At 68.7% G+C, this 23,932-nt stretch carries 24 protein-coding genes; 4 read left to right on the top strand and 20 right to left on the bottom strand.

Features of this window, described 5'->3' with window-relative positions; genetic code table 11:
* Positions 1–63: 63 nt before the first annotated feature.
* From KZC50_RS10170 to KZC50_RS10150, 5 genes are all read right to left on the bottom strand, one after another.
* Positions 64–534, bottom strand: coding sequence for a cytochrome c oxidase subunit 4 (locus tag KZC50_RS10170; RefSeq protein ID WP_310891614.1), 471 nt, complete (start codon positions 532–534; stop codon positions 64–66).
* A complete protein-coding gene (ctaD, locus tag KZC50_RS10165) occupies positions 535–2,298 on the bottom strand; it encodes an aa3-type cytochrome oxidase subunit I (protein WP_053547294.1) in 1,764 nt (587 codons plus the stop codon).
* Positions 2,299–2,300: 2 nt separating this feature from the next.
* Positions 2,301–3,188: an aa3-type cytochrome oxidase subunit II gene (ctaC, locus tag KZC50_RS10160; RefSeq protein ID WP_310891613.1), complete on the bottom strand. Its 888-nt coding sequence runs from the start codon at positions 3,186–3,188 to the stop codon at positions 2,301–2,303.
* A gap of 164 nt (positions 3,189–3,352) precedes the next feature.
* Positions 3,353–3,718 (bottom strand): iron-sulfur cluster insertion protein ErpA, encoded by a 366-nt coding sequence (gene erpA, locus KZC50_RS10155; protein WP_053547292.1) that lies wholly within the window; start codon positions 3,716–3,718, stop codon positions 3,353–3,355.
* A gap of 94 nt (positions 3,719–3,812) precedes the next feature.
* Complete coding sequence (locus KZC50_RS10150) at positions 3,813–5,207, bottom strand: dipeptidase (protein ID WP_310891612.1); 1,395 nt, start codon at positions 5,205–5,207, stop codon at positions 3,813–3,815.
* Positions 5,208–5,253: 46 nt separating this feature from the next.
* Here KZC50_RS10150 and KZC50_RS10145 point away from each other — a divergent pair, with 46 nt between their 5' ends.
* Complete coding sequence (locus tag KZC50_RS10145) at positions 5,254–5,829, top strand: DUF3043 domain-containing protein (RefSeq protein WP_236968528.1); 576 nt, start codon at positions 5,254–5,256, stop codon at positions 5,827–5,829.
* Here the strand turns inward: KZC50_RS10145 and KZC50_RS10140 are convergent.
* From KZC50_RS10140 to dnaE, 5 genes are all read right to left on the bottom strand, one after another.
* Positions 5,807–6,847: a quinone-dependent dihydroorotate dehydrogenase gene (locus KZC50_RS10140; protein WP_310891611.1), complete on the bottom strand. Its 1,041-nt coding sequence runs from the start codon at positions 6,845–6,847 to the stop codon at positions 5,807–5,809. The two genes, KZC50_RS10145 and KZC50_RS10140, sit on opposite strands and share 23 nt — an antisense overlap.
* Positions 6,848–6,873: 26 nt before the next feature.
* Positions 6,874–7,362 (bottom strand): transcriptional regulator NrdR, encoded by a 489-nt coding sequence (nrdR, locus tag KZC50_RS10135; RefSeq protein WP_236968530.1) that lies wholly within the window; start codon positions 7,360–7,362, stop codon positions 6,874–6,876.
* An 11-nt stretch (positions 7,363–7,373) separates the two neighbouring features.
* Positions 7,374–8,693 carry a histidinol dehydrogenase gene (gene hisD / locus KZC50_RS10130; protein ID WP_310891610.1) on the bottom strand — a complete coding sequence of 440 codons (1,320 nt, stop codon included), beginning with the start codon at positions 8,691–8,693 and terminating at the stop codon, positions 7,374–7,376.
* Between the two features lie 45 nt (positions 8,694–8,738).
* Positions 8,739–9,731 (bottom strand): hypothetical protein, encoded by a 993-nt coding sequence (locus tag KZC50_RS10125; protein WP_053547287.1) that lies wholly within the window; start codon positions 9,729–9,731, stop codon positions 8,739–8,741.
* Between the two features lie 78 nt (positions 9,732–9,809).
* The gene (gene dnaE, locus KZC50_RS10120) at positions 9,810–13,280 is read right to left on the bottom strand and encodes a DNA polymerase III subunit alpha (protein WP_375294604.1); all 3,471 of its coding nucleotides are present in this window, start codon (positions 13,278–13,280) and stop codon (positions 9,810–9,812) included.
* Between the two features lie 178 nt (positions 13,281–13,458).
* Between dnaE and KZC50_RS10115 the strand changes: the two genes are divergently transcribed.
* Positions 13,459–13,932, top strand: coding sequence for an NUDIX hydrolase (locus KZC50_RS10115; protein ID WP_053547286.1), 474 nt, complete (start codon positions 13,459–13,461; stop codon positions 13,930–13,932).
* 13 nt (positions 13,933–13,945) lie between these two features.
* Here KZC50_RS10115 and KZC50_RS10110 read toward each other — a convergent pair whose 3' ends face one another.
* The 9 genes from KZC50_RS10110 to murC form a co-directional block, all read right to left on the bottom strand.
* Positions 13,946–14,866, bottom strand: coding sequence for an RluA family pseudouridine synthase (locus KZC50_RS10110; protein WP_236968534.1), 921 nt, complete (start codon positions 14,864–14,866; stop codon positions 13,946–13,948).
* 1 nt (position 14,867) lies between these two features.
* Complete coding sequence (gene lspA / locus KZC50_RS10105; protein WP_082334633.1) at positions 14,868–15,449, bottom strand: signal peptidase II; 582 nt, start codon at positions 15,447–15,449, stop codon at positions 14,868–14,870.
* 4 nt (positions 15,450–15,453) lie between these two features.
* The gene (locus KZC50_RS10100) at positions 15,454–16,065 is read right to left on the bottom strand and encodes a DivIVA domain-containing protein (RefSeq protein WP_236968535.1); all 612 of its coding nucleotides are present in this window, start codon (positions 16,063–16,065) and stop codon (positions 15,454–15,456) included.
* A gap of 133 nt (positions 16,066–16,198) precedes the next feature.
* Positions 16,199–16,501, bottom strand: coding sequence for a YggT family protein (locus KZC50_RS10095; RefSeq protein WP_053547282.1), 303 nt, complete (start codon positions 16,499–16,501; stop codon positions 16,199–16,201).
* A gap of 9 nt (positions 16,502–16,510) precedes the next feature.
* Complete coding sequence (locus KZC50_RS10090) at positions 16,511–16,972, bottom strand: cell division protein SepF (protein WP_053547281.1); 462 nt, start codon at positions 16,970–16,972, stop codon at positions 16,511–16,513.
* A 32-nt stretch (positions 16,973–17,004) separates the two neighbouring features.
* A complete protein-coding gene (locus tag KZC50_RS10085; protein WP_310891609.1) occupies positions 17,005–17,721 on the bottom strand; it encodes a YggS family pyridoxal phosphate-dependent enzyme in 717 nt (238 codons plus the stop codon).
* A 13-nt stretch (positions 17,722–17,734) separates the two neighbouring features.
* The gene (ftsZ, locus tag KZC50_RS10080) at positions 17,735–18,874 is read right to left on the bottom strand and encodes a cell division protein FtsZ (RefSeq protein ID WP_301132455.1); all 1,140 of its coding nucleotides are present in this window, start codon (positions 18,872–18,874) and stop codon (positions 17,735–17,737) included.
* Positions 18,875–19,038: 164 nt separating this feature from the next.
* Entirely contained in the window at positions 19,039–20,019 is a 981-nt protein-coding gene (locus KZC50_RS10075; protein WP_053547279.1) for an FtsQ-type POTRA domain-containing protein, read from the bottom strand.
* Between the two features lie 3 nt (positions 20,020–20,022).
* Positions 20,023–21,435 carry a UDP-N-acetylmuramate--L-alanine ligase gene (gene murC / locus KZC50_RS10070; RefSeq protein WP_310891608.1) on the bottom strand — a complete coding sequence of 471 codons (1,413 nt, stop codon included), beginning with the start codon at positions 21,433–21,435 and terminating at the stop codon, positions 20,023–20,025.
* Positions 21,436–21,535: 100 nt separating this feature from the next.
* Between murC and KZC50_RS10065 the strand changes: the two genes are divergently transcribed.
* Positions 21,536–22,462: a hypothetical protein gene (locus KZC50_RS10065; protein ID WP_310891607.1), complete on the top strand. Its 927-nt coding sequence runs from the start codon at positions 21,536–21,538 to the stop codon at positions 22,460–22,462.
* The gene (locus tag KZC50_RS10060) at positions 22,459–22,842 is read left to right on the top strand and encodes a GntR family transcriptional regulator (protein WP_310891606.1); all 384 of its coding nucleotides are present in this window, start codon (positions 22,459–22,461) and stop codon (positions 22,840–22,842) included. Before KZC50_RS10065 ends, KZC50_RS10060 begins: the two co-directional genes overlap by 4 nt.
* Here KZC50_RS10060 and KZC50_RS10055 read toward each other — a convergent pair.
* On the bottom strand, positions 22,832–23,929 hold the full coding sequence (locus tag KZC50_RS10055; protein WP_310891605.1) for a UDP-N-acetylglucosamine--N-acetylmuramyl-(pentapeptide) pyrophosphoryl-undecaprenol N-acetylglucosamine transferase: 1,098 nt from the start codon (positions 23,927–23,929) through the stop codon (positions 22,832–22,834). The genes KZC50_RS10060 and KZC50_RS10055 overlap by 11 nt on opposite strands.
* Between the last annotated feature and the right edge of the window lie 3 nt (positions 23,930–23,932).

Here is a 23,932-nt window from a genome sequence, read left to right as displayed (position 1 = left end):
ACGGCAGAAACGGAGAAGGCCCCCACTGATGTGTGGGGGCCTTCTCCGTCTCGCGAGTGATGATCAGCGAGCGAAGTATCCGCGGTAATACTCGAAGACCCAGCCGACGATGGCGACCAGGAAGACCGCGACACCGATCGGGAACATCCACACGCCGACAGCGAGTCCGAGGATCGCCAGGGAGGCGGAAGCGGCGAGGACGATGGGCCACCACGACCACGGGCTGAACTCTCCGAGCTCCGGGTCACCGTCGTCGATATCGGCCGTGAGCGTGTCTTCGGGCAGCTCCCCGCCCTGTGCCTTGTGCACCTTGCCGATATAGAAGGCGATCAGCGCGGACATCAAGGCCAAGAAGACCAGGGCCACGCTCCCCACCCACTCAACGGAGTTGGTGAAGATCATCCAAGTACCCGCGCCAGGATCGGCCGCGGCCTCCGTCGACCAATGGGCGACGAGGTTCCAAGCGACGTACACAGCGGCGACAATGGTGAAGAAGACGGTCAGAATCCACCATAGACCGGTATTGGTGCGCACTTACTTGACCTTTCCTTCGGCGACGTCCACCACGGGAGCCTCGGGCGCGTCCTTCGCCGGCCCCACACCGACCGGGATACCCGCCTCGGGGTGGTTCAGGTCGAACGCGGGACGCTCGCTGCGGATGCGGGGAATCGAGGTGAAGTTGTGACGGGGAGGCGGGCAGGACGTCGCCCATTCGAGCGACGCACCGTAGCCCCATGGGTCGTTCACCGTCACGCGCGGTGCCTTGCGTGCCGTGATCCAGACGTTGAACAGGAACGGGATCATCGAGGCCGCCAGGACGATCGAGCCGATCGTCGACAGCTGGTTCTGCCACGTCCAGTTGTCGAAGCTCGAGTAGTCCGCATACCGGCGGGGCATACCGTCGACACCCAGCCAGTGCTGGACGAGGAACGTCATGTGGAAGCCGATGAACAGGAGCCAGAAGTGGACCATACCCAGGCGCTCGTTGAGCATCTTGCCCGTCCACTTCGGCCACCAGAAGTAGAAGCCGGCGAACATCGCGAAGACGACCGTGCCGAAGACCACGTAGTGGAAGTGCGCCACGACGAAGTAGGAGTCCGAGAGGTGGAAGTCCAGCGGCGGCGACGCGAGGATCACGCCGGTGAGACCACCGAAGACGAACGAGATGAGGAATCCGAGGGAGAAGACCATGGGCGTCTCGAAGGTGACGGATCCTCGCCACATCGTGCCGATCCAGTTGAAGATCTTCACGCCCGTCGGAACGGCGATGAGCATCGTCATCAACGCGAAGAACGGCAGCAGGACGGCACCCGTCACGTACATGTGGTGCGCCCAGACCGCGACGGACAGCGCGGCGATCGCGATGGTCGCGTAGACGAGCGTCTTGTACCCGAAGATCGGCTTCCGGCTGAAGACCGGGAAGATCTCGGAGACGATGCCGAAGAACGGCAGCGCGATGATGTACACCTCGGGGTGCCCGAAGAACCAGAAGAGATGCTGCCAGAGCAGGACCCCGCCGTTCTGCGGGTCGTAGATGTGCGCGCCCAGCACGCGGTCCGCCGCCGCGGCGAAGATCGCGGCCGCGAGGATCGGGAACGCCATCAGGATCAGGATGCTGGTGACGAGCGTGTTCCAGGTGAAGATCGGCATCCGCCACATCGTCATGCCGGGGGCGCGCATCGTGATGATCGTGGTGATGAAGTTGACGGCACCGAGGATCGTTCCGAAACCGCTCATACCCAGACCGAGCATCCAGAGGTTTCCCCCGACGCCTGGAGAGAAGCTCGCATTCGCCAGCGGTTGATAGGCGAACCATCCGAACGCCGCCGCGCCCTGGGGGGTGAGGAATCCGGCGACCGCGATGGTCGAGCCGAAGAGGAAGAGCCAGAAGGCGAAGGCGTTCAGTCGCGGGAACGCGACGTCCGGCGCGCCGATCTGCAGCGGGAGCAGCGCGTTGGCGAACCCGGCGAACAGCGGTGTCGCGAACATCAGCAGCATGATCGTGCCGTGCATCGTGAACAGCTGGTTGTACTGGTCCTTGGTCGGGATGATCTGCATCCCGGGCTCGAACAGTTCGGCACGGATGATGAGCGCCATCACGCCGCCGAGCAGGAAGAACGTGAAGGACGAGATCAGGTACATGTACCCGATGGTCTTGTGGTCAGTGGAGGTGATCCACTTGACGATGATGTTCCCCTTCTGCTCCGTGCGGTTGCGGCTCAGCAGAGCCGCCTGGCGCGGAGGGAGGGTGGTGGGCCTGCTGGAGCCCGATTCCTGGAGCGGAAGCGTCGTCGCCATGGTCAGTCCTGTCCCTCGGGAGCGGAACCGCCCGTGCCGGGCAGGTTCTGAAGTCGGTCGTACGCGTCGTTGATGTCGCCGGTCTGACCCGCCGCACGCAAGGACGCGAGGTAGCTGTCGTACTCGGACTGGCTGACGACCTCGACGTTGAAGAGCATCATCGAGTGGTACTCGCCGCAGAGTTCGGCGCACTTCCCGGCGTACGTGCCCTCACGGGTCGGCGTGAAGGACCAGTAGTTGTCCTTGCCGATGTACATGTCCTTCTTGTACAGGAAGTCGATGATCCAGAAGGAGTGGATCACGTCGCGCGACTGCAGCTTGATCTTCACCGTCTGGTCGACGGGGAGGTACAGGGTCGGCAGCTCGGAGACGATGTCGCCGCGGGCGTCGGTCTGCGCCTGGACGCCCATGCTCCACACGGTGTCCGACTCGGACTCACCGTCGTACTGGAAGTCCCAGGCCCACTGCTTGCCGATCGCGGTGATCGAGACGTCGGGGTCCTCGGTCTGGGTCTCGAGGATCGCCTGGTCACGCGCGGTGAAGGCGAAGAACCCGATCACGAGGATGAGCGGCACGATCGTGTAGAAGATCTCAATCGGCATGTTGTAGCGCAGCTGCACGGGCAGGCCGACCTGTCCGCGGCGCCGGCGGTATGCGATCACGGCCCAGCCCATCAGGCCCCAGGTGATGAACCCGACGGCCAGGAGCACGATCCAGGAGTTCACCCACAGACCCGACACCATCTCGGTGTGGTTCGTGGCCGGGGTACCGTCCTCGACGAAGCCGGGGAGGAAGCCGTTGAGCTCCGTCGGGGTGCAACCGGCGAGGACTGCTGCCGCTGCGATCCCGACAGGGAGAACGGCCCAGCGGATTCGACGTTTCGGGGGCACGATGCACCTTTCCGGGTCGCGGATATTTCATCCGCCAGTCTAGGGCAAGCGCCCAGGGTATTCAGGCCATCTACCCAGGTTCCGCGGGGGTCGGGACGCGGGAAATGCCGGGTCCGGCATCCTTTCGGAGCCCCCTCGAAACGCCGGGATTCCGGCCGGACGGGTCAGTGGAAGCTGTCGCCGCAGGCGCAGCTGCCGGCAGCGTTGGGGTTGTCGATCGTGAAGCCCTGCTCCGAGATCGTGTCCTTGAAGTCGATCGTCGCACCGTCGAGGTAGGGGACGCTCATGTCGTCGATGATGACCTCGACCCCGTCGAAGTCGACGGTCTTGTCTCCGTCGAGGTAACGCTCGTCGAAGTACAGCTGGTAGATGAGACCGCTGCAGCCGCCGGGCTGGACGGCGACGCGCAGACGGAGGTCGTCACGCCCCTCCTGCTCCAGCAGCGTCTTCACCTTGAGCGCGGCGGCGTCGGTCAACAGGACGCCGTGTTCGCGGGCGGTCTGATCGGTGGTCAGCGCGGTGTCGGTCATGGCACTCCTCGTCGAAGCCGCCGTTCATGGCGGATGCGATCGATTCTACGCGTCCCGATTCCGTCCGGGGGTCGCCGGGCGGGCGACGTCGCGATCAGTCCGCGACACGCCGGTCGAGGCGTTCCAGCAGCAGCGCTTCGGAGAGCACTGCGTTGCGGAACGTCTCCAGGTGGAGCGACTCGTTCGGACTGTGCGCGCGGGAGTGCGGGTCCTCCACTCCCGTCACGAGGATCTGCGCCGACGGGAACTCCCTCACCAGATCCGCGATGAAGGGGATCGAACCGCCGACCCCGATGTCGACCGGGTCCACGCCGTATCCGCGCGCGAGCGCGTCCCGCGCATCGGCGACCGCCCATCCCCCGGTGTCCACCAGGAACGCGTCGCCGAAATCGGCATCCGTGAACTGCAGCTCGGCTCCCCACGGAGCCCGCTCGCGCAGGTGCCGCTCGATGGCCGCGTACGCCTCCCGCGCCGGCTGGCCGGGGGCCACTCGTGCGCTGATGACGAAGGACACCTCGGGGGTGAGGGTGTTGGACGCGTTGGCGAGGCTGGGAGCGTCCGTCCCGGTGATCGTGATCGAGGGCTGGTTCCAGATGCGCGAGAGGATGCTCCCCCGCCCGACCGGCTGGACGCCCGCCGGGAGTCCCGCCTCGTCCCGCAACGTCTCCTCCGAGTACGGGGGCGTCTGCGCGTCCCGCGCACGGAGGCCGTCGACGGCGACGGCACCGTCGGCGTCCCACAGCGTCGAGAGCAGCGTCACGCCCGCCATCATCGCGTCAGGCACAGCTCCCCCGAACATGCCGGAGTGGGATGCGTGCTCCAATGTGCGCACCCGGAGAGTGAACCTCGTGTTGCCGCGCAGCGACACCGTGAGCGCCGGGGTACGCGCATCCCAGTTGCCCGAGTCCGCCACCACGATGACGTCAGCCCGGAGGATGTCGGCGTTCTCGGCGAGGAAGGCGGCGAAGGAGCGGGACCCGGCCTCCTCCTCGCCCTCGAAGAAGAGGGCCACACCGAGATCCGGGTCCTCCGACACCTGCGCAAGCGCTCGGAGCGCCGCGATGTGGGCCATGATGCCCGCCTTGTCGTCCGCCGCACCGCGCCCGTAGAGACGCCCGTCCCGCACGGTGGGCTCGAAGGGCGGCGATTCCCAGAGTGCGTCGTCGCCGACGGGCTGCACGTCGTGGTGGGCGTAGAGGAGGATCGTGGGGCGACCGTTCTTCGCGGCGCGGCGGGCCACGACGGCGGGCGCTCCGACCTCGTCCGAGTCGGGGACGGCGGCGCGACGGATCTCCACCGTGTCGAACAGACCGACCGCGCGCGCGAGCTCCGCGACCGCCTCCGCGCTCCGCTCCAGCTGAGCGGGATCGAACCCCGGGAAGGCGACGGAGGGGATGCGCACGAGAGCGCCGAGATCCGCCAGAGCGGAGGGGATGCCGGAGTCGACTGCCTCGTGGACAGCGGACTCCCGGGTGTGTTCGGAGACCATGCGGGTAATCTTAAGCGCACCCCTGACCGCTTCCCCGAGGATGATCGTGGCCAAGACACCCGCTGCCCCTGCACCGAACGACGCGACGAGCGGCGAGACCGGCGACTCCGTCTCGGGAAAGGGCCGCCCCACGCCCACCCGCGCTGAGCGCGAAGCGGCCCGCAAGCGTCCACTCGTCGCCGACACGAAAGAAGCGAAGGCCCGTGCGCGCGCCGAGCTCCAGGCCCAGCGGGAGAAGGCCCGTCAGGGCATGGCGAACGGCGACCCGCGCTACCTCCCCGCCCGTGACCAGGGGCCGCAGCGGAAGTTCGTCCGCGACTTCGTCGACGGTGGCTGGCACCTCGGCGAGGCCGTCATGCCCGCGATGATCGTCGTGATCCTCGCCACCTTCATTCCGGTGCCGGCCGTGCAGTTCTACTCCTTCGTCGGGCTCTGGATCTTCATCCTCTTCGTCATCGGAGACATGATCATCACGTCGATCCGCGCCAAGGCGGGCGTCAAGGAGCGCTTCGGCGCCGATCGGATGGAGAAGGGGCTCGGCTGGTACGCCGCCATGCGGACCATCCAGATGCGCTTCCTCCGTCTTCCGAAGCCGCAGGTCAAGCGCGGCCGGAAGCCCTGAGCCGGACGAGACCCCGATTGATCTGCCGGGCCCACAGGGGGCCTCGGTAGAGGAACGCGGTGTAGCCCTGAACGAGGTCCGCTCCTGCATCCAGTCGCTCCTGCACGTCCTCAGCGGTGTCGACACCGCCCACGGAGACCACACAGAATCCGGCGGGGACGTTCTGCCTCACCAGACGCAGAACCTCGAGGGAGCGCGCGCGCAGCGGCGCGCCGCTGAGTCCTCCCGCACCCGCCGCCGACACGACGTCCTCGGGAGTGCGCAGTCCCTCCCGGGAGAGGGTCGTGTTCGTCGCGATCAGCCCCGCGAGGCCCAGATCGACGGCCAGGCGCGCCACCGCGACGACCTCGTCGTCGGGGAGATCGGGAGCGATCTTCACCAGCAGCGGTGTGGTGCCCGCCGTGTCACGCACGGCTTCGAGCAGAGGACGCAGCGTCTCCACCGCTTGGAGGCCACGAAGGCCCGGCGTGTTCGGCGAGGAGACGTTGACGACGAGATAGTCGGCGAGGGGTGCGAGGAGTGACGCGCTCCGGACGTAGTCATCCGTGGCCGCGTCGACGTCCACCACTCGGCTCTTGCCGATGTTCACACCCAGCACGGGACGACGACGGCGTCGACGGAGACGCTCCAGACGTGCGGCGGCCGCCTCTGCGCCGCCGTTGTTGAAGCCCATCCGGTTGATCACCGCGCGATCCGGCACGAGACGGAACAGTCGAGGCCGCGGGTTGCCCTCCTGCGGCACCGCAGTGATGGTCCCCACCTCGACGTGCCCGAAACCGAGCGCATCGAGCCCCGGAGCGCCGATGACGTCCTTGTCGAACCCGGCGGCGACGCCGAAGGGCGAGGCGAACCGCAGGCCGAGGGCTGTCGTGGCCAGCTCCGGCGCGGGCGCGGTCAGGCCGCGCGCGATCCACGCGAAAGGCGGGATCCCGAGGACGCGGATCACCGTCATCGCACCGTGGTGCGCGGTCTCCGGGTCGATACGGCTGAGAACGGTCCGGAAGAAGAAGGGATACATCCGCTCCAGAGTATCGCCGGGTGCGACTACTCCCGATCGTCCGTGACGTCGGGATCCTGCGCGCCCCGGGCATGGTCGATCCGCAGCTGCTCGATCGCGGCTTCGAAGTCGTCCAGCGAATCGAAGGCCTGGTAGACGCTCGCGAACCGGAGGTACGCGACCTCGTCGAGGTCGCGGAGGGGTCCGAGGATGGCGAGCCCGATCTCGTTGGCATCGATCTGCGACGCGCCGGTCTGGCGGACCGTCTCTTCGACCCGCTGCGCCAGGAGCGCGAGGTCCGCCTCGGTCACGGGGCGCCCCTGACAAGCTTTGCGCACCCCCGACATCACCTTCTCACGACTGAAGGGCTCGATCACCCCGGAACGCTTGATGATGTTGAGGCTGGCCGTCTCGACCGTCGTGAACCGTCCTCCGCACTGCGGACACTGACGACGGCGACGGATGCTGAGGCCGTCGTCACTGGTCCGGGAATCGATGACGCGCGAGTCCGGGTGGCGGCAGAACGGGCAGTGCATGACACCCGAGCCTACGTCGTCGCCTGCGCGTCGCCCTCGAAACGCGCGGTGACCGCTTCCCCGTGCGCCGGCAGGGCTTCTGCGTCCGCCAAGGTCACGATCGCCCCGTGGACGGCCCGAAGCGCCTCCCGGTCGTATTCGACGATCTGCTGCGGGCGGAGGAACGTCGCCGCCGAGAGCCCGGGCGCGTATCGGGCCTGTCCCCCGGTCGGGAGCACGTGGTTGCTTCCGGCGAGGTAGTCGCCGAGACTCACCGGCGTGTGTGCGCCGACGAAGACGGCGCCCGCGTGCACGAAATCCTCCGGACGGGGGTCGTTAAGGTGCAGTTCGAGGTGCTCGGGAGCGTAGGCATTGCTGAATGCCGTCGCCGTCTCGCGATCGTCGACCAGGACGATCGCCGACTGCTCGCCGCGGAGCGCCTCCGCCACACGAGCGGAGTGCCGCGTGCGCGGTGCGCGATCCGCCACCTCGCGGACGACCGCGTCGGCGAGATCCGTCGACGTCGTCACGAGGACGGCCGACGCCTGTTCGTCGTGTTCGGCCTGGGAGATGAGGTCGGCCGCGATCAGCCGAGGGTCGGCATCCGCGTCGGCGACGATGAGGATCTCGGTCGCCCCCGCTTCCGAGTCGGTTCCGACGCGACCCGCCACCGCGCGCTTCGCCGACGCGACGAAGTTGTTGCCCGGGCCGGTGACGACGTCCACGGGCGCGAGTCCCAGCGACGGAACGCCGTAGGCGAAGGCGCCGATCGCGCCGGCACCGCCCATCGCGTACACCTCGTCCACGCCCAGCAGACGCGCGGCGGCGAGGATGACGGGGTGCACCCGGCCGCCGTGCGTGCTCTGGGGCGGGGATGCGAGCGCGATCTCCTGCACACCGGCCACTTGGGCGGGGATCACGTTCATGACCACGCTCGAGGGGTACACGGCCTTCCCGCCCGGAACGTAGAGTCCCACGCGGCGGACGGGTTGCCACCGCTGGTGCACGCGTGCGCCCGGCGCGATGTCCGTGGTCACCGGCGCGGGGACCTGCGCCGCGGAACCCCGGCGGACCCGCCCGGCCGCCTCCTCCAGGGCAGCGCGAACCGCCGGATCGAGGCTCGCCAGCGCTTCGTCGAAGTGGGAGGCGGGCACCCGGATGGCGTGGTCGCTTACTCCGTCGAAGCGGGCGGCCTGCTCGCGGAGCGCCGTCTCCCCTCGTTCGGCGACGTCATGGACGACAGCCGTGGCGACGGCGAGGGCTTCCTCACGTGCCACGGTGGCGCGCGGAACGAGCGCCGTCAGGTCGGCAGGCGAAAGGGCGCGCCCGCGCAGATCGATGGTGCGAAGCATCCTTCTACGCTAGCGCGCCCATTCGGCTCGGGCCGCGCGCGGGGATCAGCCGCGGGTCACGTCCGATACGTCATGCAGGTAGCCGACCCGCCCGTCCTCGTGGCGGATGACGAAGACCTCGCCCCGGTCCTCGATCACCAGAGCCCACGCGGTGGGGCCGATGCGGAACAGCGGGATGCCGATCTCGTCGACGACGTCCCGCTCCTCCGGCGCCAGTGCCCAGAAGGCCTGGTTGCTGACGGGGGTGCCCGTCGCGGTGTCGGTGTCCTCGACGTCGTCCTCGAGAGGCTCGGCGACAGGCTCCTCCTCGGTCACGTCGACGACGGTGACGGGCTCGTAGGTGTCGCGGGTCTGGACGGGCTCCCACACGGCGGTCTGGGAGAAGTCCGCGTCAGTGCGCGTGTCGGTCTCATCGGCGGTGACCACGGGCGCCTCGTCGATCTCGGTCGCGACCGCCGGTTCCGGGCGCACCGGGGCCGGGCGGGGCGAGACGGGACGGATGGGTCGGGCGTTGCGGTGCGCGGGGATCTCGCGGCGACCGCGGAAGTCCTCGCTCAACGGCGGGATGAGCGGCGCGAAGACCGTGAGGACGACACCGGCGAGCATCAGGACGGCCATGATCCAGGTCACCCAGTTGCGCACCCACGGGCCGCCGTCGATCGCGATCGAGACCGTCTCCCAGAGGAGCTGGATCCACAGCACGGTCGCGACGGAGAACGCCACCGAGGCGAACTGGTCGATGCCGAGCGAGCCGACGCGACGGATCCCCTGCGGCGAGAGCCGGCGCAGGGCGATCAGGAACACCGCCACGGTCGGAACCCCGATGGTCAGCACCCACAGCAGACCCGAGGTCCAGACCGAATTGAACCCCACCGTCGTGATCGACACGAAGGACAGGATGAAGGCCACCAGCCAGACGGCCCCGATCGCGACCTCGCGGATGGAGAAGGGACCGACACCGTACTGCGGGTCCTCGGTCGTGCTCGCGGTCACGTCCTCCGACTCGGTGGTCGTGAGATCCCTCTGTTCGTCCGTCACGGTGTTCCCTTCTGCGTTCCTTCGACGCGGCGCGCGCCGTCGCCGATCCTACCTTCGGCGGATGAGACCACCGTGAGATCACCCGAGGCACTGCGGCCCGAGCAGCCCCTTCAGCTCTCCGTACAGATCAGCGGTGACCCGAACCGGATGGGGCACCTCGAACACCTTGGCCGCACGACCTCTGTGGAGCTTGAGCGTGACCTCTGTGTCTCCCGGATGCCGCCCCAGGACGGCGGCGAGTTCTCCGACGACGCGCTCGGTGGCACGGTTCTCCGGCATCAGGAGGGTCAGCGCCCCCGTGATGTCGACGGCGCCGAGGTCGGGGACGAAGGCGGACTGGGCGTGCAGGTTCAGCCCGTCGTCGCGGCGCGAGACGCGCCCTCGCACCACGAGGATCGAGTCCGCCTGCAGCATCGAGGAGAACTCGGTGTAGGTCTTGCCCATGAACATGACCGTCACTTCGCCGTCGAAGTCCTCCACGGTGATCATCCCGTAGGGGTTGCCGCTCTGTTTGGCCACGCGGTGCTGGACGCTGGTGACGAGCCCGGCGACGGTCACCTGATCACCGTCGTCGATCGTCTCCGACGCGAGGAGATCGTGGATGCTGGTCGATGCGTGCTTGGCCAGCGGGATCTCCAGGCCCGCGAGCGGGTGATCGGAGACGTACAGACCGAGCATCTCGCGTTCGAACGCCAGCTTGTCCTTCTTCGTCCACTCGGGGCGTTCGGGCACCTTCTGCGCCTGCGCGGGTTCGTCGTCCCCCCACAGCGAGTCGAAGTCGAAGCCGACCTCGCCGTGCGCCTCGCGGCGTTTGTCCAGCACGGCGGCTTCGGTCGCATCCTCGTGGATCTCCATGAGCGCGCGCCGCGTCGACCCGAGGGAATCGAAGGCGCCCGCCTTGATGAGGGACTCCACCGTGCGCTTGTTGGCCACGTGCACCGGGACCTTCGCCAGGAAGTCGTGGAAGCTCGCGAATCCCCCGTCCCCCCGAGACGCGACGATTCCGTCGACCACGTTGGTGCCGACGTTCCGCACGGCGCCGAGGCCGAAGCGGATGTCGTCGCCGACGGCGGCGAAGAAGCGGATCGACTGACCGACATCCGGCGGGAGCACCTTGATGCCCATACGACGGCATTCGTTGAGGTAGACCGCCATCTTGTCCTTGGAGTCTCCGACGCTTGTGAGCAGCGCCGCCATGTACTCGGCGGGATAGTGGGCCTTCAGGTACGCGGTCCAGTACGAGACCAACCCGTACGCCGCGGAGTGGGCCTTGTTGAAGGCGTAGTCCGAGAACGGCAGGAGGATGTCCCACAGCGCCTTGATGGCAGCTTCCCCGAATCCGCGTTCCTTCATCCCCCCGGAGAAGCCTTCGTACTGCTTGTCGAGTTCGGACTTCTTCTTCTTGCCCATCGCCCGGCGGAGGATGTCGGCCTGACCCAGGGAGAAGCCGGCGACCTTCTGCGCGATCGCCATCACCTGCTCCTGGTAGATGATCAGGCCGTAGCTGATGTCGAGGATCTCGCGCAGCGGTTCCTCGAGCTCGGGGTGGATCGGGGTGACGTCCTGCTGCCCGTTCTTGCGCAGCGCGTAGTTGATGTGCGAGTTCGCGCCCATCGGACCGGGTCGGTACAGCGCGATGACGGCGGAGACGTCTTCGAAGTTGTCCGGTTTCAGCAGGCGCAGGAGCGATCGCATCGGACCGCCGTCGAGCTGGAAGACGCCGAGCGTATCGCCGCGCGCCAACAGCTCGTAGGCGGCGCGGTCGTCGAGCTCCAGGTGCTCGAGATCGAGCTCCTCTCCGCGGTTGGTGCGGATGTTGTCGAGGGCGTCGGAGATGATCGTGAGGTTCCGCAACCCCAGGAAGTCCATCTTGATGAGCCCGAGGGATTCGCACGACGGATAGTCGAACTGGGTGACGATCTGCCCGTCCTGCTCGCGGCGCATGATCGGGATGATGTCGAGGAGGGGCTCGCTCGACATGATGACGCCCGCCGCGTGGACACCCCACTGGCGTTTGAGGCCCTCGAGCCCCAGAGCACGGTCGAAGACGGTCTTCGCCTCCGGGTCGCCGTCGATCAGCGCGCGGAACTCGCTGGCCTCCTTGAAGCGCGGGTGCTGATTGTCGTACATGCCGCTCAGGGGCATGTCCTTGCCCATCACGGCCGGCGGCATCGCCTTGGTCAGCCGTTCCCCCATGCTGAAGGGGAATCCGAGGACCCGGCCGGCGTCTTTGAGCGCCTGCTTCGATTTGATCGTGCCGTAGGTGACGATCTGCGCCACGCGCTCGGAGCCGTACTTCTCGGTCACGTAGTCGATGACCTCGCCGCGGCGCCGGTCGTCGAAGTCGACGTCGAAGTCGGGCATCGAGACGCGGTCGGGGTTGAGGAAGCGCTCGAAGATGAGGCCGTGCTCGAGCGGATCGAGATCGGTGATGCGCATCGCGTAGGCGACCATCGAGCCGGCACCCGAGCCCCGCCCGGGGCCGACGCGGATGCCGTTGTCCTTGGCCCAGTTGATGAAGTCGGCGACGACGAGGAAGTAGCCGGGGAACCCCATCTGCAGGATGATGCCGGTCTCGTACTCCGCCTGGCGGCGCACGCGGTCCGGGATGCCGTCCGGGTAGCGGTAGTGCAGGCCGGCCTCGACCTCTTTCACCAGCCAGCTGTCCTCGGTCTCCCCCTCGGGCACGGGGAAGCGGGGCATGTAGTTGGCGCTGGTGTTGAACTCGACCTCGCAGCGCTCCGCGATCAGCAGGGTGTTGTCGCACGCTTCGGGATGCTCGCGGAAGATCTGGCGCATCTCCTGCGCCGTCTTGATGTAGTAGCCGTCGCCGTCGAACTTGAACCGGTTCGGATCGTCCAGCGTTGAGCCCGATTGGACGCACAGGAGCGCCGCGTGCGCGTCGGCCTCGTGCTGGTGCGTGTAGTGGGAGTCGTTCGTGGCGACCAGGGGGATGCCGAGGTCTTTCGACAGGCGGATGAGGTCGCTCATCACCCGCCGCTCGATCGAGAGCCCGTGATCCATGATCTCGGCGAAGTAGTTCTCCTTGCCGAAGATGTCCTGGAACTCCGCCGCGGCCGCGCGCGCCGCGTCATACTGCCCGAGGCGCAGACGCGTCTGCACCTCGCCCGACGGGCAGCCCGTGGTGGCGATGAGGCCTTTCCCGTACGTCTGGAGCAGCTCCCGGTCCATACGCGGCTTGAAGTAGTACCCCTCGATGCTCGACAGGGAACTCAGTCGGAAGAGGTTGTGCATGCCCTCCGTACTGTGGCTCCACATCGTCATGTGGGTGTAGGCACCCGACCCGGAGACGTCGTCGCTCTTCTGCTCCGGACTCCCCCACGCGACGCGGGACTTGTCACTGCGATGCGTCCCCGGCGTGACGTAGGCCTCCAGCCCGATGATCGGCTTCACCCCCGCCGCCTTCGCGGCGTTGTAGAACTCGAATGCGGCGAAGGTGTTTCCGTGGTCGGTGACGGCGATGGCGGGCATGCCGTAGTCGGCGGCGGCCTGGGTCATCGCTCCGATCTTCGCCGCTCCGTCGAGCATCGAGTACTCGCTGTGCACGTGCAGGTGAACGAAAGAGTCGGCAGCCACCCCTCGAGTCTACGAACGTCGCCGACGTGCTCCGCGGCCCGTCCTCGCCTGCCGCGGAATCCCGCGCCCAGGTCACCTGACGCTCAACCAGAGGGTGAGACTCGGCACGCACGCACCCTAGGGTGAGGGGATGGCGACCCCTGACTTCGTCCTCGACCTGCGTCGGCACATCGGAACCCGTCCGCTCCCGCTGGTGGGGGTCACGGCGGTGATCTTCCGCGACGAGAAGGTGTTGCTCGGCCGACGCAGCGACAACGGCGCCCTGACACCGATCACCGGCATCGTGGACCCCGGCGAGGAGCCGGCGGATGCGGCCGCACGCGAGGCGCGGGAGGAGGCGGGCGTCGTCATCCACGTCGATCGCCTGGCCTGGGTGCACCAGATCCCGCGGATCACCTACGGGAACGGCGACCAGGCGGACTACCTCGATCTGACCTTCCGATGCACGTGGGTCTCCGGGACGCCCGAGCCGGTGGACGGGGAGATGACGGACGTCGGCTGGTTCGACCTCCACGACCTCGACGCGGTGTCCGCGGAGATGCGGCGTCGCATCGCGCACGCGATGGCCGAAGACGACCCGGCTCGCTTCGAAGGCGGCCGCTGACGCCCTCGAGGCGTCATCCGTTGCGCAGGATGTCCAGCGCGCCGGCGAGGTCTGCCGGGTAGGGAGACTCGAACGTGGACCACTCCCCCGTCGCCGGGTGGGTGAAGGCCAGCCGGTGCGCGTGCAGCCACTGCCGCGTCAGTCCGAGACGCGCGGCCTGCGTCGGGTCTGCTCCGTACAGCGGATCGCCGACGCACGGATGGCGGTGCGCCGCCATGTGCACCCGGATCTGGTGGGTGCGTCCGGTCTCGAGGTGGATCTCGAGGAGGGCTGCGCCGCGGAAGGCCTCAAGCGTCTCGTAGTGGGTCACCGAGTCCTTGCCGTCCGGCGTCACGGCGAACTTCCACGAGTGCGACGGATGCCGCCCGATGGGTGCGTCGATGGTGCCGGACAGCGGGTCCGGGTGCCCCTGCACGACCGCGTGGTAGATCTTCTCGACCTCGCGCTCCTTGAATGCGCGCTTCAGGGCGGTGTACGCCGACTCCGTCTTGGCGACCACCATGAGCCCGCTCGTTCCCACGTCGAGGCGGTGGACGACTCCCTGGCGTTCCGCCGCTCCGGTCGTCGCGATCCGGTATCCGCCGGCGGCGAGGGCCCCGAGGACCGTCGGCCCGTCCCAGCCGACGGACGGGTGCGCGGCGACCCCCGTCGGCTTGTCGACGACCACGATGTCGTCGTCGTCGTACACGACGCCGAGGTCCGGGACGGCGACCGGAACGATTCGGGGTTCGGCGCGCGGGGTCCAGGAGACCTCGAGCCACGCTCCCGCACGCAGACGGTCCGACTTGGACATCGCTCGGCCGTCCATCCGCACGCCGTCGCCGTCGGCGACCTCGGCGGCGAAGGAGCGGGAGAAGCCGAGCATCTTGGCCAGCGCGGCGTCGACGCGCGCGCCGTCCAGCCCGTCGGGGATCGGAAGACTCCGGGATTCCATATCAGCCGGCCCGACCCGCGGGGTCGGCGTCCGACGCCGGATCCTCCTCGACGGCGCGGCTCTCCCTCGTGCCGTCCATCCGGAGGCCGGAGACGACGAGGATGGCGACACCGATCATCATGGAGACGATGAAGATGTCGGCGATGTTGTAGATCGCAGGAGGGAATCCGAGCCACATCCACGGGGTGTTGATGAAGTCGATCACGTGCCCCACGGCGAAGCCCGGTTCACGGATGAGGCGATCGGTGAGATTGCCGAGCACGCCGCCGAGCAGGAGGCCCAGCCCGACCGCCCAGAGACGGGAAGACACACGCGTCGCCGCGAGCCAGACGATGATCACGGCCACGACGGCGAGTGCCAGCGTGAACACCCACGTGGCCCCCTCGCCGAAGGAGAAGGCGGCACCGGGATTGCCGATGAGGTAGAACGACAGGAAGTCACCGAGGACCGGCACGGTCTCCGCGTACGGGAGGTTCTCGAGGGCCAGGTGCTTCGTGAACTGATCGGCGGCCAGCACCGTCACCGCGAGGATCGCGATGAGGGCGCCGGCCGCCGAACGACGAAGCGGTCTTTTCGCCGCCAAGTTCTTACAGGCCGATGGCAGACACCGGCTGCGCGCCGGACGTCGTCGCCGTCGTCTCGAGGTCGCGGAGCTTCCCCTCGATGTAGCTGCGCAGCTGCGAGCGGTAGTCGCGCTCGAACTGACGAAGCTCGGAGATGCGGTTCTCGAGCGTGGCGCGCTCGCGGTCGAGGCGTGCGACCTCCTCGCGTCCGCGGGTCTCGGCCTCCGAGATGATCGACGCAGCCTGCGCCTGCGCGTCGGCGATGAGCTGATCGCGCTGTGCGCGCCCCTCCGCGACGTGCTCGTCGTGGAGGCGCTGGGCGAGCTCGATGATGCCGGCGCTGGCGGCGCTCGGAGCAGTGGAGCTCGTCGCCTCCGGAGCCGGAGCAGCCTCGACGGCGGGCGCGGGCTTCTCTTCCTCGGCGGGGACGGACGCCTCTTCGGCGGCCTCCTCCGGCGCGGAGCCCGACTCGTACGCGGCGAGCTTGGCCTTCAGCTCCTCGTTCTCCGCGATCGTCTTACGCCATTCAACGACGATCTCGTCGAGGAAGTCGTCGACCTCGTCCGGGTCGAAGCCCTCCTTGAAGCGAACGTGCTGGAACTGCTTGGTGACGACGTCATCCGGGGTCAATGCCATGGTGATTCCTCTTTCGAGCGCTCTGGTCGCTGGCCGATGTCCGGGCGGCCGACCTGGGCGGCCGGTCGTATCTGGAAAGCATAGTCGCCGGGTGCGGACACTGTCGAAGACGCCGACCGCGGCGGTGTGGTGATCAGGCCCCGGCGATGCTCCGCGTCACGCTGAGCAGGATGAAGCACAGCAACATCGTCAGCGCGAAGCCGAAGTCGATCGCGACAGTGCCGACGCGCAACGGCGGGATGAAGCGACGGAAGGTCCGGATCGGAGGGTCCGTGACGGTGTACACGACTTCCGCCGCGACGAGCCCCGCTCCACGCGGACGCCACTCGCGGTTGAAGATCGGGATCCACTCCAGCACGAGTCGGGCGAACAGCACGAAGACGTACAGGAGAAGCAGGAAGTTGAGTATCGATGCGATGAGTTGGACGACGGCCACGTAGCCAGACTACGGCTGTGTGAAGGGCACGGCGTCCGCGTCGGCATGCGCGACGGCGCCGTCGCCCGACACCGCGACGTTCTCCGGCGAGAGCAGGAAGACCTTGCTGGTGACGCGCTCGATCCGTCCGTACAGGCCGAGAGACAGCCCGCTGGCGAAGTCGATGAGACGGCGCGCGTCGGCGTCGCTCATCTGCGACAGGTTGATGATGACGGGGATGCCGTCGCGGAAGTTCTCGGCGATCGTCTGCGCATCCCGGTACTGCTTCGGGTGGACGGTCAGGATTTCGCTGACGGTCGCGGGCGCGGGCTGACGGACCACGGCGGGACGGTGGAGAGGTGTCACGGGAGCGGCCTTTTCGACGGTGGCGGTCTTGTTCCGATTCGTCGGCTGCGGAGCCGGCTCCTCGTAGACCTCTTCCTCGTCGGCCAGACCCAGGTACACCATGGTCTTCTTGAGCGGGTTCGACATCGCATCCTCCGTTGTGCTCATCTGTTCTGAGGTTAACCGCGGAGCGGGCGCGGACCCGTGATTGCCGAGCCGATGCGCAGGTGTGTCGCGCCGGCGGCGATCGCCTCTTCGAAATCGCCGGTCATCCCCGCCGAGATCGCGGAGGCGGACGGCGCCACGCCCTGGACGGACTCGGACATCCGGGCGAGGCGCGCGAAAGCGCGCGCCGGCTCTTCGTCCAGAGGCGCCACGGCCATCACGCCGCGCAGGCGCAGGGCGCCCAGGCCCACGACATGCTCGGCCAGGGCCAGGAGACCGTCGGGATGGACACCGCCACGCCCCGGATCGTCGGTGAGGTTGATCTGGAGGAACACGTCGAGGACATCCTCCTCCGGCTTCTCCGCGGCCGCATTCAGAGCGTCGGCGATCCGCGGCCGATCCACCGAGTGCACGGCGGCGGCGGCGGACCGGATCGCGCGGGCCTTGTTCGTCTGAGCCTGCCCGACGAAGTGCCAGCGCAAGTCGGCGAGGTCGGCGAGGTCGCCCGCCTTCGCGCTCAGCTCCTGCTGGCGGTTCTCGCCGACGTCCCGGACACCCGCCGCGTAGAGCTCCCGTACGAGAGAGGCGGGGTGGAACTTGGTCACCACGATCCGGGTGATCTCCGCCGGGTCCCGGCCGTGCACGCGTGCCGCCGCGGTGATGCGCGCGTCGACGGCGCCGAGACGACCGGTCAGGGTCTCGGCGCCGTCGCGAGCGGAAGCATCGATCACGGCTGGATCGGCGTCACTTCAGGAAGTCGGGGATGTCGAGGTCGTCATCGCCGAAGGCGGAGTCGTAGCTCGTGTCCGCGGTGACGCTCACGGGCACAGGTGCCGCTTCGGCGCGCTCGGGTGCCGGGGCCTCGGGGACGGCCACCGGCATCGCGGGAGGCGTCATGACGCGGGCCGCGGTGATCGGCTCGATCCGCGCCTGGGGCTCGCCGCCGTCGAATCCGGCGGCGATGACCGTCACGCGCACCTCATCGCCGAGCGTGTCGTCGATGACGGTTCCGAAGATGATGTTGGCCTCGGGATGCGCGGCCTCCTTCACCAGCTGGGCAGCGTCGTTGATCTCGAAGATGCCGAGGTTCGACCCGCCCTGGATGGACAGCAGGACACCGTGTGCACCTTCGATCGAGGCCTCGAGCAGGGGCGACTCGACCGCCAGCTCGGCAGCCTTGATCGCGCGATCCGCACCGCGGGCGGAGCCGATGCCCATGAGAGCCGAACCCGCGCCCTGCATGACCGACTTGACGTCGGCGAAGTCGAGGTTGATCAGACCCGGCGTGGTGATCAGGTCGGTGATGCCCTGGACACCGGCCAGCAGCACCTGGTCCGCCGTGGCGAAGGCCTCGATCATCGAGATCCCGCGGTCGCTGATCTCCAGGAGGCGGTCGTTCGGAACGACGATGAGGGTGTCGACCTCTTCCTTGAGTCGCGAGACACCCGCTTCGGCCTGGCTCTGGCGGCGGCGACCCTCGAAGGAGAACGGCTTGGTCACGACACCGATCGTGAGCGCTCCGATCGACTTGGCGATCTTGGCGACGACGGGCGCTCCGCCCGTACCGGTTCCGCCCCCCTCGCCGGCCGTCACGAAGACCATGTCGGCGCCGCGCAGAGCCTCTTCGATCTCCTCGGTGTGGTCCTCCGCGGCGCGGCGCCCGACCTCGGGATCGGCACCGGCGCCGAGACCGCGCGTGAGCTCGCGTCCGACGTCGAGCTTCACATCGGCATCGCTCATCAGCAGCGCCTGAGCGTCGGTGTTGATCGCGATGAACTCCACCCCGCGCAACCCGAGCTCGATCATGCGGTTGACGGCGTTGACGCCGCCTCCACCCACGCCGACCACCTTGATGACAGCGAGGTAGTTCTGGTTCTGGCTCATGCCGGCCTCCGTAGCGCCCTAAACCTGCGTAACCTTCAACTTCTCGTTGAGGTATAAAGAATTACCCGGTATGCAATTCCTAGCTCGAAGGTAGGCCGCGCTCCCCACCGAGCCCGGACCGACATGGGCGTGTCGCGACATCGCCCGCGGATGTCTCGCTCTGGTCAGCTGAAGACGACGGATGACGGGGAAGAGACATCGTAGACACGGACATCCGCCGGCGGGCGGGCGGTCATCGCCGCCTCGAGGACCACGGCCTTCAGCCCGGAGTCCTCGGCGCTCCCCCACACGACCCTCGTATCGGTCGCGCCCAGAACGAGGGTGACGTCATCCGCGGTGGAAGCCTCGACCTCGGTCACCTGCGCCGCGATGCCCTGCGGAAGGGAGCGGACCACACGTCCGGCCGCATCGAACGCGTCCCCCTGCGCACCCCCGTCGATCCGCAGGATCGGGGTCCCGGGCCCCGCCTCGGCCGTCGTGGACAGCACCACGCCGGCCGCATCCACGAGGGTGAACCCGGAGGAGCTCTCGAACACGCCGATGGGCGTGCGCTCCACGACGCGGACGACGAGCTCATGCGGCGGACGCGCCTCGATCGCGTATGTCTCGATGAGGGGGAACTCCGCCAGCACCTCATGCACGGCATCCGCGTCCACGAGGGGCAGCGGTGTCCCGATCTGATCGCCGAGGGCGGCCTCGACCCGTGTCGCATCCAACTGCTCGGCGCCGATCACCCGCACCTGCTCGACTGCGAACAGCGGGCTGTAGGCGACGCCGAGGGTGGCGAGGCCCAGAAGGAGCACCGCACCGCAGGCGCCCAGCCACACCGCACGCCGTCGCCGCTGCCGCACCGTGAACCGGCGGACCTCGGCGCGCAGGGCCTTCCGCCGCGCTCGCGCGGCACGCCACACGTCCCTCACGCGCACCGGACCGGGGGCCTGCGCCCGCGCATCCTCCGAGGACGTCGGCGGCGAGGGCGAGGAGGGCGCCGCCTCCAACGGGATCACCGTGGCGAGGATCGACTCCTCCGTCGGCGTGCCGCCGCCCTCGAGGGCGCCGCTCTCCGGAGCCGGGGAAGCCTCAGGCCGATCGCGCCGAGCGCCGCCGTCGTCGACCGGCGGTGGAAGAGGCGTCGGCCGGCGCATTCCTCAGCGCCCGCCTCGGTCGCCGACATCCTCGAGGGCGCCCAAGACCTGGGGGATGATGAGGTTCACGTTGCCGCAGCCGAGGGTGATGATGAAGTCGCCCTCTCGCGCCACGGACGCGGCGTAATCGGCCGCCTGCTGCCAATCGGGCACATAGTGCACAGCCGAAGGGTCGCGGAACGCGCTGCTGACGAGCTCGCCCGTCACACCGGGCACCGGGTCTTCGCGGGCACCGTAGACGTCGAGCATGACCGTGTGATCGGCGAAGCGCTCGAGCACGTCCGCGAACTCGCGGTACATCTCCTGCGTCCGCGAGTAGGTGTGCGGCTGCTGGATGGCGATGATGCGACCCGTCCCGACCACGCTGCGCGCACCCGCGAGGGCCGCCTCCACCTCGGTCGGGTGATGCGCGTAATCGTCGTACACGCTGACACCGCGTCGCACACCGTGCAGGTCGAACCGCCGCACCGTCCCGGCGAAGCCTCCGACGGCACGGACGGCATCCTCGAACCCGATGCCGAGCGCGCCGAGGACCGCCACCGCGCCCGCGGCGTTGATCGCGTTGTGGACTCCCGGCACCGGCAGCTCCGTGTGGACCGTGCGGCCGTCCGCCGTCAAGGAGAAGCGGAGCCCGCCCTCGGTGTCGACGTCATGGACGCGTACCGTGGCGTCCTCCGACTCGCCGAACGTGATCACTCGCTCATGGGACAGGCGCGTCCGCACCTCCCGGGCCCCGGGATCATCCGACGAGATCACCACCGCCTCCGACGCGCGGTCGGCGAAGCGCACGAAGGCGTCGAAGAACGCCTCGCGCGAGCCCCAGTGGTCGAGGTGGTCGGGGTCGACGTTGGTGACGAGGGCGACGGCCGTGTCGTAGAGGAGGAACGTCCCGTCGGACTCGTCCGCCTCGATCACGAACAGGTCGTCCGATCCCGTTCCGCTGGAGACCCCGAGCTGCGCGATCACACCGCCGTTGACGAAGGTCGGGTGGACATCGAGGCCCTGGAGGGCGGTGACGACCATGCCGGTCGACGTCGTCTTCCCGTGCGCCCCCGCGACCGCGACCAGGCGTCGACCGCCGATGAGCCAGTGCAGCGCCTGGGATCGGTGGATCACGGCGAGTCCGCGCTCGCGGGCGAGCAGGAGTTCGGGATTCTCCGGCCAGATCGCGCCGGTGTGGACGACCGTGTCGGCATCCATGGGCAGGTGGGCGGCATCGTGACCGATGTGGACGTCCGCGCCGAGCGCCGCCAGCTCGCGCAGGACCGCACTGTCGGCGCGATCGGACCCGGAGACGCGGATGCCGTGCGCGAGGAACATGCGCGCGAGTCCGGACATGCCCGAACCGCCGATCCCGATGAAGTGGGCGGCGTCGATGCGATCGGGGATCGGGAGGCTGAGGTCGGGTCTGATCATGGCCCGACAATCCTAGGTCCGCTCGCTCCGCCTCGCCTGTGGGCGCGCGGAGAGCGACGCCTGTATCGACACATTGATACATGGATGGTACAAAGGAGGCATGGCCATCGATCTCGGCGACCCGATCCAGGTGCTCACCGCGCTGCTGCTCCTCGTGCTCGCCGTGGTCTCGGCGGTGATGCTTCTCCTCACGCGTCGACCGTCGTGGGCCGAGCGCCAGGCGTACCGACTGTCGGAGCGCGCGGGTCTGCCGTTCGGGTCCGATTCGGTGCACGACGCCGTGATCGCGCGGGTGCGGCGCAGTGCGGCCGTGAGCCTGATCTCGACCCTCGTCGCCGTCGTGCTGACGGCCACCGTGTGGCTCGCCCTTCCCGCGGCCCGCTCGCCCTATCTGCTGTGGGCCCTCGCGTTCGTCATCCTCGTGGTGGTCATCGCCGGCAGCACCGTGATCGATCAGCTGCGGGACACGACCTTCCACCCCACCCCGTCCGACACCCGGGTCGCCCGCCTCGCCACCGTCGGTGTGCGGCAGTATCTGGACGGCTGGCGGACACGAACACCCGATGTGCTCCTCGTCTGCGGCGCCGGCATGACGGTCGTCGTGCTCGCGGCCGGCTTCCTCGGACTCGTCGCGCCAGTCTGGTCCGGCGTGGGACTCCTCACCCTCGCCTTCGCGCTCTCCGTACGGGTGGCGTCCACCGCGATGGAGCGGCGGGTGCTCGCGCATCCGCAGCCGGCGACGGACGGGCTCGAGCTGGCATGGGACGATCTCTTCCGCACCGACGCACTCCGCTCGCTGCGGATGAGCGCGGCACTCGCGGCATGGGTTCCCGTCGGCCTGTCGTTCGCCGTGCTGCTGCGTGCGGGTCTTCCCCTCGCCTCGTCCGACGCGGGGGCGGTCCTCGGCGTCTTCCCGTGGTGGGGCATTCCGGCGCTCCAGGTGCTGTACACGGTCGGACAGGGCCGGCTCCGCGCGGATCTCCTCCCCTGCGCGCCGCGTGCGACCGCCGGCGGGAGACCGGCATGATCGTCATCGACCCGCGCTCCCCGGTGCCTCCGTTCGAGCAGCTCCGCACACAGATGACCGACGCGATGGTGTCGGGCGAGCTGGCGCCCGGATCCCGACTGCCCACCGTCCGTCGTCTCGCCGAGGATCTGGGCATCGCTCCCGGCACCGTCGCGCGCGCCTATCGCGAACTCGAATCGACGGGCTTCATCGAGACGCGAGGCCGCAACGGAACCTTCGTCGCTCCCCGTGGCGACGAGACCGAGAGACGTGCGCAACGTGCAGCCGCCGACTTCGTCGCACAGATGCGCGCACTGCGGGTCGATGGAGCCACCGCCGTCGCCCTCGTGACCGCCGCGCTGCGATCACCCGCCGCGGACGACGGTCCCGTCACCTCGTGACGCGTGCCGCGAGGACCTCGTCGACCACCGCGATCAGATTCTCCGTGCCGTGTCGCGTGCCCACGCGCGCAGCGGCGTCGGCCATCGCGGCGCGACGTGGGGAATCCATGAGGAGCGGCACGATGTCACGCCGAACCGTGTCGCCGTCGAACCCCGCGTCGTCCACGAGGACGGCGGCACCGGCGTCCACTGCTGATGCCGCATTGAGCGCCTGCTCCCCGTTCCCGACGGCGTAGGGCACGTACACCGCGGGGAGGCCGAGTGCACTGATCTCGCTCACCGTGGCCGCGCCGGAACGCGAGACGACGAAGTCGGCCGCCGCGAAGGCGTGGTCCATCCTGTCGATGTAGCGGCGGACGACGTAGCCGCGGACACCGGGATCGGTGAGCTCGGACCTCTCCCCCGTCACGTGCACGAGCTGCCAGCCGGCGTCCAGGACATCCCGCCACGCGGCGTCGTGTCCCTCGCCGAACGCCTCGTTCAATCGCTGCGCGCCGAGCGAACCGCCGAAGACGAGCAGCGTCGGGCGGTCGAGGTCGAGCCCGAGATCCATGGCCGCGCGCGGGCGCACGGACTCCACGTCGAGGTCGACCAGCTCGCGCCGGAGCGGCATCCCGACGAAACGACCGCCGCGCAGCGGCGTCCCCTCGAAGGCCACCCCGACGGCGGCGGCCCGGCGGGCACCGAGCACGTTCGCGAGACCGGGCTTGGCATTGGCCTCGTGCACGACGACGGGGATGCCGGCCCGACGCGCGGCGACGTAGGCCGGAGCCGCCGCATAGCCGCCGAACCCGACGACGACGTCGACCCCATGCGCGCGGATGTGCTCGCGGACCTGAGCGACGGCACGACGGAAACGCGCGGGGAAGCCGACCGCGGCGCGATCCGGGCGGCGCGGGAAGGGCACCTTGTCGACGATCAGCAGCTCGTACCCGCGCGCCGGGACGAGACGGGATTCGAGACCCTCCCGCGTTCCCAGGACGAGGATCCGGGCCTCGGGTTCCCGCTCGCGCAGACCGTCCGCCAGGGCCAGCAGGGGGTTGACATGTCCGGCTGTCCCGCCGCCGGCCAGAAGATACGTCGTCACCGC

Origin of the sequence: Microbacterium aurantiacum, assembly GCF_031625015.1 — a bacterium.
GTDB classification, from domain to species: Bacteria; Actinomycetota; Actinomycetes; order Actinomycetales; family Microbacteriaceae; genus Microbacterium; species Microbacterium aurantiacum.
This window is presented reverse-complemented; position numbering and strand designations above follow the sequence as displayed.